This window comes from Pediococcus ethanolidurans (assembly GCF_964062635.1).
In the GTDB taxonomy this organism is placed as follows: domain Bacteria; phylum Bacillota; class Bacilli; order Lactobacillales; family Lactobacillaceae; genus Pediococcus; species Pediococcus ethanolidurans.
In genome coordinates, this window is record NZ_OZ061250.1 from 492,640 (window position 1) to 508,324 (window position 15,685).

Genomic DNA, 15,685 nt, shown 5'->3' on the forward strand with positions numbered 1-15,685 from the left:
ATTAAAAACGTTATTTTATAATTCAACTAAAGAGGGAAAAATATGCAATCACAAACTATTGCACCTAAAAAAAGCAGCATCGTTGCAACCTGTGCCATTTTAATTGTTGGTGCCCTTGCACCCATGCTTGATTCCACAATGGCAAATATTGCGGTCAATTCAATTACACAAAGTCTTCACACTTCCGTAAATAGTATGCAATGGGTTGTCACCAGTTATGTTTTAGCAATGGGCATCGTGGTTCCCATTGCCGGATGGGCCATCGATTGGATTACCGGTAAGCAACTCTATCTCTGGGCGTTAGTTGGCTTTTTCGTGGGTTCTGTCATTTCCGGTCTATCATCGACCATTACGATGCTCATTATCGGCCGTGTGATTCAAGGAGCTGCATCGGGAATTATCATCCCTACAATTTCAACCCTAGTCGTTCGTGCTGCTGAAGGTAAAAATCTAGGTTATTTGATGTCTGTCGTCGGTTTACCAATGGTACTAATGCCCATTTTAGGTCCGACAATTGGTGGTCTCATCATTGATCAACTAAATTGGCACTGGATTTTTTATATTAATATTCCAATTGTGTTAATTTCGTTAGTAATTCTCACAATTTGGTTACCTAAATTTACGCCTAATCGAAAAGGTAAACGACTTGATGTACCTAGTATCGCCCTTTTTACCGGGATTTTCACGGGATTAATTCTGGCAATCACCAAATTCAGTGATTCAACTAAGTTTTGGCAAAGTTCCGTTCTCTGGCCATTAGGGATTGGCATCAGTTGTTTAATTCTCTACATTGCCTACGCGCTTGTGTTTCCTAAACACGCGTTAGTCAGTTTGAACCTGTTTAAAACCAAGACATTTTCAGCAGCTTCGATTCTTTTGTTGATGTCGGGAATCACACTAAATGGTGCCATGTTTTTGTTACCCCTTTATTTTCAAAATATTAAGGGTTTGAGTGTAATTTGGGCTGGTATCTACTTAATTCCTCAAGGCATCGGGATGCTTTTAACACGAACTCAAGTTGGTAAAATTACCGATCACATTGGCGCTCGTTGGGTTGTCATCACGGGAATTCTAATTGCTGCAATCAGTACATTACCGTTTGCGTTTGCTGGTGCAGACACGAATAAGTGGTTGCTACTTGGCTGTTTATTAATTCGGGGAACTGGAGTAGGTGCCTTTACCATTCCGATTATGTCAGATTCATACACTGGTTTAAAACCGCAACAAATTCCAGAAGCCACTAGCGCTACCCGAATGTTCCAAAATATTGGTAGCGCATTTGGAAGCGCCATTTTGGCTACAGTCATGACGCACCAAATGACCGGGCAAACACCAACCATTGCCCATTTAGCTGGTGCCTATAATACCGCGTTTGCTTGGTCGATCGTCATTACTTTGATTGCCTTAATTCCTGCCTGGTTATTAAGTGTTAAACGTCACAAAAAAGTGTAAACAAAAACGACTAAACTCACGAATACGCAAATTTCATGAGTTTAGTCGTTTTTTAGCGCTTAACTAATTTTGCTAGTTCCATTCTTATAATTTAATTTAACACCTTTTTGCACATTAAAAATATAAACGTTAAATCTGATTGAGTTTGAACCAATTGATTGGGCCCGCATCTCAACCCCATTTGACAACAAGTCACTGCCTTGATAAATCGGTTTTACTTCATAACGCACATAGTGTCTAGTGCTTTGACGCAAATACTTCGCAGTTTCATTTTCATATTTTGTCATCTGCGGATCATTTAATGAACGGGTTCCCGTGATTAAATTCTTCCAGTTATTGTTCTGACCGGTTAATTGGTAACCAATTAGGTGACAACGATTATACAGCCAACCAGACTTAAGCTTTTTATTATGCCAACCGGTTGGATCAACGTATAAAGCTGCCCTAGCTTTTTTCGGCATTAATCGCTTATTAAGCATCGCATTCGCATCGGTCGCTCGATTTTCAGTATCTAGGTTACTATATTTCTGCCAAGCTCCCTTTTTGGTTGATAAGGTTGCTTTTGAAAAACTAGGTCGGTTTTTATTAATAATCACCGTTTGAGTACCGTGGTACTTTAGTGTACTCAACTTGGACGTACTAACCGACTTAGCCTTCTTGGCCGTAACTTTCTTCACAACTTTATGAACGACTTTTTTCTTGTGGACAGTCTTCTTTTTTCGAACGACCTTTTTCTTCTTATGCACGACTTTCTTTTTATGAACAGCCTTTTTCTTCGGTGCTTTTTCAGTGGCCGATAAGGTCAATCCTCGTTTTTTAGCAGTTGTTAAACTTACTTTGTAAACTTTTTTGGCACGATTTAACCCCCGGTCATGCCGTTTGTAGAAGTAATGTTTACCAGTGCGTGTCACATACACATATGTAGTTGCTTGCGCAGTTTGCGTATTGCTTGGCAATTGTTGAACGTTGAAAGCTAAAGTAAACGTCGCAATCACCAAGATTACTAGTTTTGAAATTTTTTTCATAGTTCTCCCCTAATCTTTACCACCGCGAATGGTAAATAAAAAAATATTTGGTCACTTTTTGCGTATAAGTAACCTTTTTAATGTTACCGCTATTTTATGAGAGAATAAATAAAAAATTGGGTGTACAAGAAAAGTAATCATTTTCTCGTACACCCAACGCTTAATCATTTTTAGCTTGCCAATAAATTAATTTTCCATGATCACCTTTAACAACCGTTCCGTTTGCAACTTCAGCATTATTCTTTTCAAAACTAATCGCAAACACGACATTTTCTGGCAAATGATTTTTTTGATAGATCATTTTTAATATGACCATTTTTCGTTTTCTAGTCCAATGTAACCGGTCATTATTCATATTTGCATCAACGCTCAATGCCGGATCATCCGAATTTTCATGACGATTAATTCTCCAAAAATAATATCTTTTTGCTCGTTGAATAAAATTTGGTTTCATTGAGCCAAAATTTCCATGTAGATAATCGCCTGTTACTGAATGATTCAAATTATCAAATTCTGTCGTAAAACTAACTTTGGCATGATTCGTTTTAAATGACCTAAAACTAGCGTCTAAATAACACTTATGCCATAATTTCGTTAACATTTTAATATCTAAATCTGAATTATCAACCTTATTTTTAGTTATATCTTCAGCCTGAAGGTGAATTTTATGATGTACTGTTACCACATCAAAAACTGGATGAATTTTAACGGTTGGATTTCCCAATAATAAGACCGTCGTTGTTATCGTGGGATCTTCGATTTGGTCAAAATCATCAAACAAATCATCTTTTTTAGCCTCATATCGATATTGTAAATTAGGAGAAATTAAGTTCATTTCCTGTCTTACAGCCCGTTTAATTTTGTTACTTTTTATTGCTTTTTTCGCATATCGAACTTCATTTCTTTGCTGATAGGTTGGTAAAGTTATTATTATCATTGCACCATATAACAACACCAAGATCCCCACACAAATACCCAATGTAATTAGAACAATTTTTATCGTTTTATGTAACATTGAATTACTCCCCCGAATTCAAATTTTACTAACTTAATTTTATGCTTATTTTTTAAAAAAATATCTAAACACCGCCACTTTAACCAGTTCTTAAAAAATAGTTTTCATATTGACTGCACAGTCATTGACTTACAAGTCAATAAGATTTATACTCTGTTTACCAATTAATCAGGGCAACATTTTATCGCGATTAATTTCATAAACTATTTGTGGTTAAAAATCATAAGGGGGTCAGCATTATGGCTGAAACAGTACTTTCAATTAATCATTTACAAAAAAAATTTGGTAAATTCGAGGCATTAAAAGATATTACCTTTGATGTCCAAAAAGGAGAGGTCTTTGGTTTTATTGGACCAAATGGTGCCGGTAAATCAACTACCATTCGAACGTTATTAGGAATCTTACGCGCATCAGGTGGTTCGGCCACTATTTTTGGCAAGGACGTGTAGAAAGATGCGGTTAGTATTCACGAACGGTTGGCCTACGTCCCAGGTGATGTTTATCTTTGGCCCAATTTAACTGGTGGCGAAATTATTGATCTGTTTTTGAAACTAAACCATCAAAAACACGCAACTCATACGGATGAACTCATTAAACAGTTTGAACTAGATCCGTCAAAAAAGGCACGTACCTATTCAAAAGGAAATCGTCAAAAAGTAGCTTTAATTGCGGCCTTTTCAACTGACGCTGATTTGTATATTTTTGATGAACCAACCTCAGGGTTAGATCCTTTGAATGAAGAGATTTTTCAAAAAAATGTTTTAGCATTGAAATCGCAAGGTAAAAGCATTCTTTTATCCAGTCATATTCTCTCAGAAGTTGAACGAATGTGTGATCGAATTGGCATTGTCCGTGAGGGACGCATTATCGAAACAGGAACATTAGATGAAATGCGTCATTTAACACGAACCATGGTAACCGTTCAAACTCGCCAGACTTTACCAGACTTGTCTGGAACTGACGATGTTCACAATTTCAAGCGATCTGACGACACACCTAACAAGGCAAGCTTTAGTGTCGACTCTGATAAAATGGATAAGGTAATGCAAACACTCGCTGGTTTGGAAATTATTGGTTTACAAAGTACACCACCAACTCTAGAAGATCTCTTCTTACGTTACTACCAAAAAGATAGCAAGGGAGATGGCCAAGATGAAGCATAGTTCGTACCAACAAAGCGGTTTTTTAACCCGTTTTAACTTACGCCGTGACTGGTTTGTTATTCTTGTTTGGCTGGTTATTCTGGGTGGCTTAATGGCCTCAGTTGCTTTTAAATTTAATGATCTTTATGGTTCAAAAGATTCAATTTCAAGCATCGTCACCACACTCAAAATGCCAGCAATGGTCTCTTTGTTTGGTACCTTTGTAGCTAAGGCACCTTATACAACGGCCGATATCTTCGCTAGTGAAATGATGGTCTTCATGGCATTATTTATGGCAGTTATGAATATTTACTTTGCCGTTCGTAATACCCGTGGTGAGGAAAGTAATGGGATGTTGGAACTGCTTCGCGCACATGCAATCGGCAAACAAAGTCCTTTACTTGCTGCCACCATCGAATTATTTTTAATTAATCTACTAATGGGCTTGTTTTATTTCGGTGGTTTACAGATATCTGGCATGCACGGCATGACAGTCACCGGAAATCTGCTGATTGGTGCCGGTTTAGTAACCGTTGGATTTATGTTTGGAAGTGCCGCTTTACTGATGGCCCAAATTAGCGATAATCCTCGTGGTGCAACCATGTTAAGTTACTTGTTTTTAGGCGTCACTTACCTTGTCCGCATGATTACGGACGTGCAAAACGCTGATTTGACTTGGTGGTCACCATTTGGTTGGGTTAAAAAACTATCGATTTACCACGAAAATAATTGGAGCCCCATCTTGCTCATAGCGGCTTTAACCGTCGTTTTATTACTATTAACTTTTTATGCTAGTCGCCATCGTGATGTTGATGCCGGTTTGCTTGCAACCCGCGGTGGTCGTAAACGCGCTTCTGTCTTTTTAACCGGACCATTTAGTTTAGTTATGCGTCTCGATCGACTCAGCTTGATTGTGTGGGTTCTTGCGGTCATTGTGTTAGGCATTTCCTACGGTTCCATTTTTGGTACTGTTGGTGATATCATGAAAACTAATCCATTAATGGGCAAACTAATGGGTGCGACAGCTGTGGATGCTGCTAATCGTGCAATTGTCTTAAAGTTCGCAACTCTATTAATGATTGTTTTTGCCGTTTTAGTAATTGTACCTAGTATGCAAACACTGCTCAGAATCAATGGTGATGAACGTAAAGGCTGGTTAGAACAAATTCATGCTAAAGCCATTTCACGTGGTCATATTTTTAGCAGTTACGTTGCTGTTGCTCTAATTATCGGTACCCTTTCCATGTTTGCTGCCGTTTTTGGCCTTTGGTTAGCCAATAATTCTGTTATGGATAATCCGCTCTCGTTTGCCCGCTTATTCCGTGGCTTTATTGGCTATCTACCAGCACTTTATGTCACGTTAGGAATTAGTATTGTGATTATCGGTTGGTTGCCACGTTTCCAGACTGTTATCTGGGCATTACCCGTTTACGGATTGATTAGCCTCTACTTTGGCAATTTATTGAATTTACCAAACTGGGCTGAAAACCTTACCCCTTATGGTTGGATTAATCAGGTTCCCGTGAAAGCTGTAGATTGGTCACAGGTCTGGATTTTACTTGGTGTGGCTGTTATTTTGTTTGTGATTGGTTTTGTAGGTTACAAACGACGAGATTTGAAAGAAAATTAAAGTTACTTTTCCCTCTCAATTTTCAGATACAAAAATCAAAAGGAGGTCATTACTTTCATGCCCGTAAAGGAATCAAAAAAAGTCCCAATGGATCCTCAAAAAGTTGAACGAATTATGAGTGTGTCCTTAACCGAATTTGCCCATCATGGTTATCAGGGTACCAAGACGGACAACATCGCCAAACAAGCCAACGTTTCCAAAGGCATCATTTTTCGTTACTATGGCAACAAAGTCCAGTTGTACCTGGCCACCATCAAGTTTGCAACTGAACATATTACTAACGTTGCTGACTACAGCGTTTGGCAGAATGCTCATGATTTAGACGAAATGATTGTGAATGCAACCAAATATAAGATTCAGCTGCAATTACAATTTCCAGACGAATTCAAAATTTTGTTGGATGCTTACGCTGGGGTTGGTGATGCCCCCGCTGCTTTGCGACAAAAGGCAGCAAAATTCTATGCTAATGAAACTAATGATAACCTAAACACATTAGTGGAACCGGTGCTCAACCGGCTTCCCGTTCGTTCTGATATTGATCGTCAAACAATTCAAAATTTAATGGTGGCAGTTTTCAACCAAGTTGGTTTGGAAACAAAGGCATTTATGAAACAGCACCCTGATGCAGATTTAACCGACTTTGATGAAATTATTAACCATGTTCGTCAATATATGGATATCTTAGAACACGGATTTTTGACAGCTTAATCAAAACCTAAAAAAGGACATTGATTTCAAAATCAATGCTCTTTTTTTAAATTTGTTTTAGTTTTTATTACGATCATTTAATTTAGCATAATTTCTTGAGTAAAATGCTTTAAATATACTAAAAAAATAGTATAATAACAGTTGTTGAATAAAAGTGAACGCTTTCTTTAATTACCATGATTTTCTAAACACTTTTTTTATTTCTAATTTATAGAAAAGATTAATTGTTGTTGTGAAAATGTTCATTATTGTAAGCAAAAATCTTACAAATGTCTATAAATATGAAATTTTTTAAAAAATAGCAGAAATTTGTGGTATTATTTTATTTGTGCTCTTTTAGTGTTAATTAGTATGCTTAAACGCAAAATATTTGGAGGAAAAATGGACTATGTTTTATTACGACTATGATCAACTGAACTTCGCACGACATAAGCTTGATTCAAAAAAATCAAATTACTTACTTCGTTTTTCATTTCTAGAATATAATTTAATCTTTAATTTTGAAAAAAGAGATCATCATCGTGCCGACCGCGAATTAACCTTATTTTTTGAACGTCACACGGAACTCATTAAAAACGCTACCCACGAAGAACTTCACCGGAGTTTAATCAATATCGTGAGTGACTTTACTATGACTGGATTAGCAAATCATTTTAATGCGACTAATTTTGTTCAGTTACGCGAAGCTTATATAGATTGGCTAACACCTGAAAAACCAGAAGATCCGGAAGCATTTCAAAAGATCTTGAAATTAATTTGTAAAGACTTCTTTGACTTACAATCTCCTGAGGATCAGATTACTTCTACAGATACAGTGCCAAAGCAAGTTTATCAAATTACGTACTACGTAAATATGCATTTATATGATAAAATGCAACCTATCAAAATTGCGGAGTACTTACATTTATCCTATCAATACGTTTCACGCTTATTTACCCACACCATGGGTCTGTCAATTCAAAGCTACATTGATAAACAACGTGTTGATGAATCTAAAAAATTGTTATTGCACACAGATTTGCCATTGAATGAAATTGCTAGCATGCTGAATTACTATGATTCTAGTAATTACATTAAGCATTTTAAGAAGTTCTCTGAAACAACACCAAAACAGTACCGTTTACAAAATCAACGTAAACGAACTTCATCAACTCAAGATGTCATTATCGATAATAATCAACGTTACTAAAACAAATTTAGTAAGCTTAAAATAATAAAAACCAACCTCAGACTCAAATCTGAAGTTGGTTTTTATTTTGCGTTCATTAACTATTTCTAGTTAAAAGCGATCTTTTTTTCTTCTAATTCCAAACAGGCCAAGCAACATCCCCATCAAACTTAAACCAAGAATCGTCAAAGGATTGCCCTGACTATCACTCGTCTGTGGTAATCGTTTCTGATTCTGTAATTTGTTTGCGTGATAACGTGCAGTTCTGGTTTGATTTGCATTAGTTAAACTAATTGATTTAACACTTCCGTTATTCACTGAAGTTGACTTCGTTGTTGAAACTGAATTGGATTCATTCTTGCCAGAATTTTCTGGTTGACTTGGTTTTGTTGGTTGCCCAGGTTTATTCCCAGTTGGCGGATTAGTTGTTCCGCCTGGTTCACCACCATTACCTGGCTTACCAGGATTATTTTGACTAAGAATTGTGAAGGTTCCTGCAATAAAGTTAGCATTTGTAAAGGTATAGTCTGGATTTGCTGCTTCAACTTTAGCAATTCCAGCAGCGTTTAGCGTTACACTATAAACACCCACCGCAGTTGGTACACCAGTAATCGTTTGTCCTTTAGCATTAGTGAAGACAAAGTCATCATTGGTTAAAGATGCAGCCGTTAAACCAGTTCCATAGGTAACTGTAAAGTCTGGTGTTGCATCACCGTAATGAATGGTTTGACTATTCGTTGTGACGTCTTTAGCTGCTGCTGATGAAATTACAAAGGTCCCAGCTCCAGTGAAACTTACCTCATAATCAGTTCCAAGTGCTTGTTGAATGGCTTGTTTACCAGTATCCGTTAATTGAACTTGATAACTTCCTGGTTCAATACCACCACTTACCAAAGCAATATCATCATCGGTTAATGTGTAGGACTGTCCATTTGGTAAAGTAACTTGATAATAGCTAGCTTTTGGTTGTTGTTGCGCACCTGTATAGGTTTCGGTTTCATTACCGCTTAAGCTAACCGTTGCCTTAGCTGGGGCAATTGTTAAGCTCCCATTAACTACTTCAACTTCATAATTTGAATTATCAGTTGCGTTTGTGAGTACATCAATTGGATAAGTTCCTTGATCGATGTCCTTGCTGACGTCTGTCAAACTATAAACTAGATTCGTACCATCAACTGGTTGACCACTCACAGTTGCCGTCAAATTATCACTATACGGTTTGCCATCATACGTCTTAGAAACTGTTGGTGCGGTAATAGTAACTTTGGCCTTATCAATAATAACTTTGCCAGTTACGTTAGTATCATTCAATACATAGTTGTTGCCAACTGCTGCTTGAATTTTGTCAATACCTGCAGTTGTTAACTGATAAGTGTAACTACCTGCGTTTGTACTGTCGTTTTCCACATCAATATCGTCACTAGTTAAATCAACTGTTTGTGAGTTGCCATTTTCCAAGGTTACTGTGGCAACTAAGTTCTTGGCTTCACTAGCTTTTGTGCTACCATCGTACGTAAATTCACCGTTATTGACACTTACATTAGCCGTTGCAGCTTTAATCGCAACCGACCCAGTAATGTTTGTGTCATCCACAGCATAGTTATTACCAACAGCAGCTTGAACTTTAGTCAATCCAGTAGCACTTAACGTATAAACATAATTACCAACATTTACGCTGTCATTTGCAATTGACACATCTGAACTGTCTAAATCAACAGTTGTCTTGGTGCCATCTACTAATGTCACTGTGGCAACTAACCCAGCAGCTTCACTAGCTTTGGTTTTACCATCGTACGTAAATGAAGTTTGATTCAAACTAAGTGCCGGTTGTGCCGCCGTAATTGTTAGTTTTCCAGACTGAACAGTAATATCATAGTTGGGATTATCAGCGTCAGTTGCAGTCACATCAATTGGATAAGTTCCTTGATTAACATCCTGACTAACATCCGTTAAGCTATAAACTAACGCTGCTCCATCAGTTGGTTTGCCTTCCACTGTGGCTGTTATATCTCCACTATATAGACTTCCATCATACATCTTAGAAACTGTTGGTGCGGTAATTGTAACTGCCGCTTTATCGATGGTAACTTTGCCGACTTTTCCTTGACTGACCGTGTAGTCTTTGCCAACTGCGTCTTGAACTTTAGCTAATCCGGTAGCATTCAAACTATAAGTGTACTCACCGGCGTTCACACTGTCATTAGTAATAGCAATATCTGAGCTGTCTATAGAAACTACTTGTGTACTACCATCTGACAAAGTAACTGTTGCAGTTAGATCAGGTGCTTCACTAGCCTTAGTGGTGCCATCATACGTGAACTTAGCATTGCTCAAATCTGCTGAAGTCTTTGCGGCAGTGACGGTCAAGCTTCCAGCTACTACCGAAATCTTGTAGTTGGGATTATCAGCATCCGTTGCAGTCACATCAATCGAATAGGTTCCTTCATTAATATCCTTGCTAACATCCGTTAAGCTATAGACTACATCTGCCCCCTTGGCTGGTTTGCCTTCCACTGTGGCTGTTATATCTCCACTATATGGACTTCCATCATATATCTTGGAAACTGTTGGTGCGGTAATTGTGACTGCCGCTTTATCGATGGTAATCGTGCCATCAGCTCCCAAACTAACCGTGTAGTTACCACCGGCAGCATTTTGAACTTTAGCTAACCCAGTGGCATTCAAAGTAAATGTATAGCTACCTGCGTTGCTACTATCATTTCCTTTAGTAAAGGTAATATCTGAACTATCTAAAGCAACAGTTGTGCCATTAACTGTAGCAGTTAATCCAGCATCACTAGCTTCTGTTGTACCATCATACGTGAACCCAGTGTTGCTCAAATCAGCTGTTGTCGTGGCTTTTGTGATTGTTAATCCTCCAGATGCAACAGTAATGTCATAATTTGGATTATCAGCGTCAGTTGCAGTCACATCAATTGAATAGGTTCCTTGATTAATATCCTTGCTAACATCCGTTAAACTATAAACTACATCTGTTCCCTTAGCTGGTTTGCCTTCCACTTTGGCTGTCAAATCACCTGTATAGGCTTGACCATCATACGTCTTGGAAACTGTTGGCGCGGTGATTGTGACTGACGCTTTATCAATGGTAATTGTGCCATCAGCCCCCAAACTAACTGTGTAGTTACCACCAGCAGCATTTTGAACTTTAGCTAATCCAGTGGCATTCAAAGTAAATGTATAACTACCTGCGTTACTACTATCATTGTCACTAGTAATAGTAATATCTGAGCTATCTAAATCAACGTTTTTACCATTAACTGTCGCAGTTAATCCAGTTGCCTCGCTGGCCGTTGTAACACCGTCATACGTAAACTTAGTTCCATTCAATGTAGCTTCGAGCCCTGCCGGTACGATGGTGATTGTGCCAACTTTTTCATCATTCAAAACATAATTACTGCCTAATTCGTTTTGAACTGCTTTTCGTCCCGCGGAGCTTAAGATGTACGTGTATGTGCCTTGGCTGGTACCATCCGGACTTAATAAAGTTACATCTGCACTAGTTAGGTCCACCTGTTTTGTGCTACCGTCAGCTAGTGTCACCGTTGCGGTTAATCCGCTGGCATCACTAGCTTTGGTCGTGCCATCATACGTAATGGTTGGCGAGCTTAAAGTGAAGTGCCCTACAATTGTTAGACAAGAAGTCTAATGATTGTGGGGCTTTTCTGAAATCAAGTACATACAGGCTTTGCTTAGGAGCGTTGCTTGTGTCCATTTAGGACATACACAATCATAGCACGTATTTGACAACTATATACACGTATCAGCAAACAATGCACGAGAATGCGTTTATACGGTAGATTGTAAATAAAGTGGCTCATCAACAATTGAACAGCCTATTTTCCACTACTGGATCAGCCAAATTAACAACTAAAAACAAACAGACGAACCTAAGACGTGCCCTTAAACAAGCGGCCAAATCTCAAGTTGATTTACCACAGCCCCAAAAGGGAACCGATCTTCACCAGGTCTACCAAGCCCAGAAAAAGTTAGCACTAGCTACTGACAACTTAAAAGCGGGCAACCAGCAACTAGCACTTACCTTAACCAAGTTAGAAAATCAAAATACCGCTATATCTAAACTATCAGTAGCTTCTCAAAAAATTAATTTGGGTAATCAGAAAATAAGCCAGGGTCAGAAAAAATTGTTAGTAGGTCTCAAACAATTGGCACAAAAAGAAGCTTTAACGACAGCTTTGAGAAAAATTAAGCATACTAAGAATCGACAGATCGTAAGCCATTAAAAAGTTGAACTGGGGGCTAGCCATTAACTTTAATACGGATTACTAGCTAAATCTAAAAGGGGCCTCGTATTCGAAGCCCCTTTTGGTATGGTGTAAACAGTTTTAAAATATATTGTTTTTAACTAATTTAAATCGTCGCTGTTGCGTGCGTTTACTAATCCCCGTCTTTCGTTCAATCATTTTATAGGTCATGCCTTGTTTTCGTAACTCGTAGGCAAATCTGATTTGTTCCTCAGAATACGTTTTCGGTCGCCCTTCCCGAAACAACGGATCATGTTGCTTGGCATACACTTTACCTTCTTGTGTGCGCGTGACAATCATATCGCGTTCAAACTGCGCAAAGGCGCTAAATATTGTAAAGACTAGTTGGCCAGTCGGCGTATTGTCAATTAAGCCCATATTCAAAATGTTAACTTTGACATTTTCTTTAAACAACTCTTGGATAATGGCTAAGGCCTCGCGTGTGTTCCGCGCAAACCGATCCAACTTAGTGACAATCAAAGTATCGCCTGTTTTTAGAACGCGCAACAGTTTTTGAAACTCCGGCCGTTCGGTAGTTGTGCCGGTAAACTTTTCTTGAAAGATTTTTTCTGCTCCTGCCAATTTTAGTAACTCAATTTGATTTGCTAATTTTTGATCAGTGGTACTGACCCGCGCATAGCCATATTTCATCTTTTTATCTCCTTACTTATGTCATTAAGTAATGACACGGTTCTAACCCTTTAATTATACAGTATCAAAAAAGAGGCCACAACTGTTAAGTTGTGACCTGGCTTGTTCTATCTAAACATTTTAATCATTATGGATGTAAGCTGATTTCTGAGACAACTTTTAGAGAGCGTATAATGAATAAATCGTCTCTCAAGGTAGATTGCAAATTTAATCCGAATTTTTGGACAAATTTGTCAGCATAACCTGATACGGTGTTTGCCAGTCGAGTATTTTAAGCGGTCGCTGGTTAATTTGGAAAAGATGATAATTAAGCGACTTAGACAGTGGTGCCTTAAGAGGTACAGGTTATCATGAGTTGTGATTAAGGCGGCCCCATCATATAGTAGATGAAAAAGCACCAACGAAGGGACCTTAACTGATGATGAAGCGAAGTTACCCCATGGTACTGACAGCTGTACTCGTGGCATTAGGCACGATTGGCGGCAGTTTATTTTCTTTTAATTTAGGTGTGGCTAAAGTGGCGCCGATGCAACATTTATTGAATCTAGTGACCGGTGTCTTACTAGGGCCGTGGTGGGCATTAGCGCAAGCATTTTTGACGTCGGTTCTGCGGAATGTTTTAGGAACGGGGACGATCCTGGCTTTTCCGGGAAGCATGATTGGGGCCGTGTTGAGTGGCTATCTGTTTCAAAAATCAGGCCACTTGTGGCTAGGAGCGGTCGGTGAACTATTGGGATCTGGTATTTTGGGCGCACTAGCAGCTTATCCGCTAGCGGCGTGGCTACTGGGAACCACTGGAGCTGTCTGGTTATTTCTCCCCAGTTTCTTTATGAGTGCGTTAGTGGGCGTCATTGTGGGATATGGGGTGCTGAGAGCCTTGTGGTCACGTATTATTGTGCCGCAGCAACGTAAATGAAAAAACGATAGCCATAATTTTAGGAAATCTCCATGTCTAACTATAATCGTCATTTTCATTTCCAGCTAAAAGCTTTAAACTTTAGCTAGGAGGTTTTTTCAGTGACAAGACAAGTAACGTTAGAACGCTTTTATTGATGGCCACTGTAACTGGGGTCATTGTAGCGAATTTGAATTTTATTCAACCAATTGAGAACCTAGTTGCCACAGACTTTAGAGTATCTAAGGCAATCGTTGGTTTGTTGGCGATGTTGACCCAGCTGGGCTATGCCTTTGGCCTCTTATTGATTGTTCCTTTGGGCGATATCTTTGATCGATATCACCTCATTCAATTTATGATGGGGCTATCTATCTTGTCTCTACTATTGGCCTACTGGGCACCGACAGTCACGGTATTTGGTATTGCGACGACACTGGTTGGTGTTACTTCGGTGGCGCCACAGATCATTATTCCATACGCTGGTTATCTAGCACCGGCGCTCCAACGGGGGAAAGTATTGGGCGTGGTTCTCAGCGGGTTACTGACCGGCATTCTGCTATCCCGTTCCTTCAGTGGTCTATTGGGAAGTTTAATTCCTTGGCAGAACATTTACCTCGTGGCAGCGGTAATCGATTTATTCTTCTTAGTCATCGTTCACTGGCGCCTTCCTCGTGATCAACGGGGACATCGGGCCCTCAACTATGGCACCGTTATTCGAACCTTGCCCAAGTTGTTAGTGACGCAAAAGCCCTTGCAAGGAGCGGCACTTAATGGGTTTTGTCTTTTTGGCATGTCAAATGTTCTTTGGTCGACATTGGCCTTTTACTTAGCTGCTCAGTATCATTTCGGCAGCAAAGTAGCCGGAACAACTCTGTGTTTATGTTTAGTTACTTTCTAGGTGGGTCATTCGGCACCTTAGCAGCGACTTGGGCTTGGGGTCAGGCTGGTTGGACGGGTGTTTGTGGTGTTGCGCTGGTCTTCTTGGTACTGGCATTCATCGGACATTTACGCATCGGCGATCCTGAAAAATTGACAGTTACTAACGGATAATGGCGTCGTTAAAGGCAGTTACCATCCAGGTAACTATTTTTTTGCCTTTAAGTTGACACGGTGTCACTCGAGATGCTATACTCATATCAATCTCAGGTGACATCGTGTCACTTGAGGCTGAGGGAAGGACTGATTAAACGTGCCAACGACGACATTTACCAATTTACCAGCCGCGAAACGCTCGCGGGTGACGGCGGCGTTATTCACGGAGTTTTCAGCGCACAGTCTAGCGGATGCTCAAGTGGCTAGAATTATTAAGACGGCAGGAATTGCCCGTGGTGCTTTTTATAAATACTTTGCGGATTTAACGGATGCTTACCAATTTTTGTTTCATACGGCCTTAGCCGATATTCACGCGGGCTTTGGTCCCGTCGACGCGGGTCAATTCCAAGCGCAACGTTATTATGATGCTGTGGCTGCATTTGTGGAGCACGTCACGAATAGCCAACAATACTACCAATTAATTCAACGGCACTATGCTGAAAATGAAAGCCTGGTACCGCCGTTGCCAGTATCGGTGGATTTATCAGCAGTGGATTGGGCAGCAATGACGTTGAGTCATGCTGCCATTAAAGAAGTGATGCAGCAGCCAACCGCCCAAGCAGTTATCTTGAAACGTCTCCAGCAGGCGTTAAACTTATTAGCAAGTCAGGAGGAATGACC

At 39.4% G+C, this 15,685-nt stretch carries 11 protein-coding genes and 3 pseudogenes; 9 read left to right on the plus strand and 5 right to left on the minus strand.

What is annotated here, in order from left to right:
* Positions 1–42: 42 nt before the first annotated feature.
* On the plus strand, positions 43–1,452 hold the full coding sequence (locus AB3219_RS02445) for an MDR family MFS transporter (protein ID WP_216762579.1): 1,410 nt from the start codon (positions 43–45) through the stop codon (positions 1,450–1,452).
* Positions 1,453–1,511: 59 nt separating this feature from the next.
* On the opposite strand, the gene AB3219_RS02450 is transcribed toward AB3219_RS02445, so the two are convergent.
* Positions 1,512–2,477 carry a DNA/RNA non-specific endonuclease gene (locus tag AB3219_RS02450; RefSeq protein WP_260365765.1) on the minus strand — a complete coding sequence of 322 codons (966 nt, stop codon included), beginning with the start codon at positions 2,475–2,477 and terminating at the stop codon, positions 1,512–1,514.
* A 160-nt stretch (positions 2,478–2,637) separates the two neighbouring features.
* A complete protein-coding gene (locus AB3219_RS02455) occupies positions 2,638–3,492 on the minus strand; it encodes a hypothetical protein (RefSeq protein WP_216753835.1) in 855 nt (284 codons plus the stop codon).
* 239 nt (positions 3,493–3,731) lie between these two features.
* Between AB3219_RS02455 and AB3219_RS02460 the strand changes: the two are divergent.
* The 4 genes and pseudogenes from AB3219_RS02460 to AB3219_RS02475 all read left to right on the plus strand — a co-directional run bounded on the left by AB3219_RS02460 (position 3,732) and on the right by AB3219_RS02475 (position 8,161).
* Positions 3,732–4,655: pseudogene (locus AB3219_RS02460) on the plus strand (ATP-binding cassette domain-containing protein).
* Positions 4,645–6,264, plus strand: coding sequence for an ABC transporter permease (locus tag AB3219_RS02465; protein WP_263807498.1), 1,620 nt, complete (start codon positions 4,645–4,647; stop codon positions 6,262–6,264). The pseudogene AB3219_RS02460 and the gene AB3219_RS02465 overlap by 11 nt, the downstream one beginning before the upstream one ends.
* 57 nt (positions 6,265–6,321) lie before the next feature.
* Positions 6,322–6,972, plus strand: coding sequence for a TetR/AcrR family transcriptional regulator (locus AB3219_RS02470; RefSeq protein ID WP_216753833.1), 651 nt, complete (start codon positions 6,322–6,324; stop codon positions 6,970–6,972).
* A gap of 388 nt (positions 6,973–7,360) precedes the next feature.
* Positions 7,361–8,161 carry a helix-turn-helix transcriptional regulator gene (locus AB3219_RS02475; protein WP_216753832.1) on the plus strand — a complete coding sequence of 267 codons (801 nt, stop codon included), beginning with the start codon at positions 7,361–7,363 and terminating at the stop codon, positions 8,159–8,161.
* 90 nt (positions 8,162–8,251) lie between these two features.
* Here AB3219_RS02475 and AB3219_RS02480 read toward each other — a convergent pair whose 3' ends face one another.
* Entirely contained in the window at positions 8,252–11,791 is a 3,540-nt protein-coding gene (locus AB3219_RS02480; protein ID WP_263807502.1) for an S-layer family protein, read from the minus strand.
* Positions 11,792–11,973: 182 nt separating this feature from the next.
* Here AB3219_RS02480 and AB3219_RS02485 point away from each other — a divergent pair, with 182 nt between their 5' ends.
* Positions 11,974–12,405, plus strand: a complete 432-nt coding sequence (locus AB3219_RS02485) for a hypothetical protein (RefSeq protein WP_253953520.1) — start codon at positions 11,974–11,976, stop codon at positions 12,403–12,405.
* 102 nt (positions 12,406–12,507) lie between these two features.
* On the opposite strand, the gene AB3219_RS02490 is transcribed toward AB3219_RS02485, so the two are convergent.
* Together AB3219_RS02490 and AB3219_RS02495 are read right to left on the minus strand one after the other, a co-directional pair.
* Entirely contained in the window at positions 12,508–13,077 is a 570-nt protein-coding gene (locus tag AB3219_RS02490; RefSeq protein ID WP_024855672.1) for a recombinase family protein, read from the minus strand.
* 207 nt (positions 13,078–13,284) lie between these two features.
* A pseudogene (locus AB3219_RS02495) lies at positions 13,285–13,377 on the minus strand (IS30 family transposase); the annotation flags it as partial.
* 121 nt (positions 13,378–13,498) lie between these two features.
* Between AB3219_RS02495 and thiW the strand changes: the two are divergent.
* From thiW to AB3219_RS02510, 3 genes and pseudogenes are all read left to right on the plus strand, one after another.
* Positions 13,499–13,993 carry an energy coupling factor transporter S component ThiW gene (gene thiW, locus AB3219_RS02500; protein ID WP_141374043.1) on the plus strand — a complete coding sequence of 165 codons (495 nt, stop codon included), beginning with the start codon at positions 13,499–13,501 and terminating at the stop codon, positions 13,991–13,993.
* A gap of 136 nt (positions 13,994–14,129) precedes the next feature.
* A pseudogene (locus AB3219_RS02505) lies at positions 14,130–15,022 on the plus strand (MFS transporter).
* A 139-nt stretch (positions 15,023–15,161) separates the two neighbouring features.
* Positions 15,162–15,683 carry a TetR/AcrR family transcriptional regulator gene (locus AB3219_RS02510; RefSeq protein ID WP_260365759.1) on the plus strand — a complete coding sequence of 174 codons (522 nt, stop codon included), beginning with the start codon at positions 15,162–15,164 and terminating at the stop codon, positions 15,681–15,683.
* The last annotated feature ends 2 nt before the right edge of the window (positions 15,684–15,685 follow it).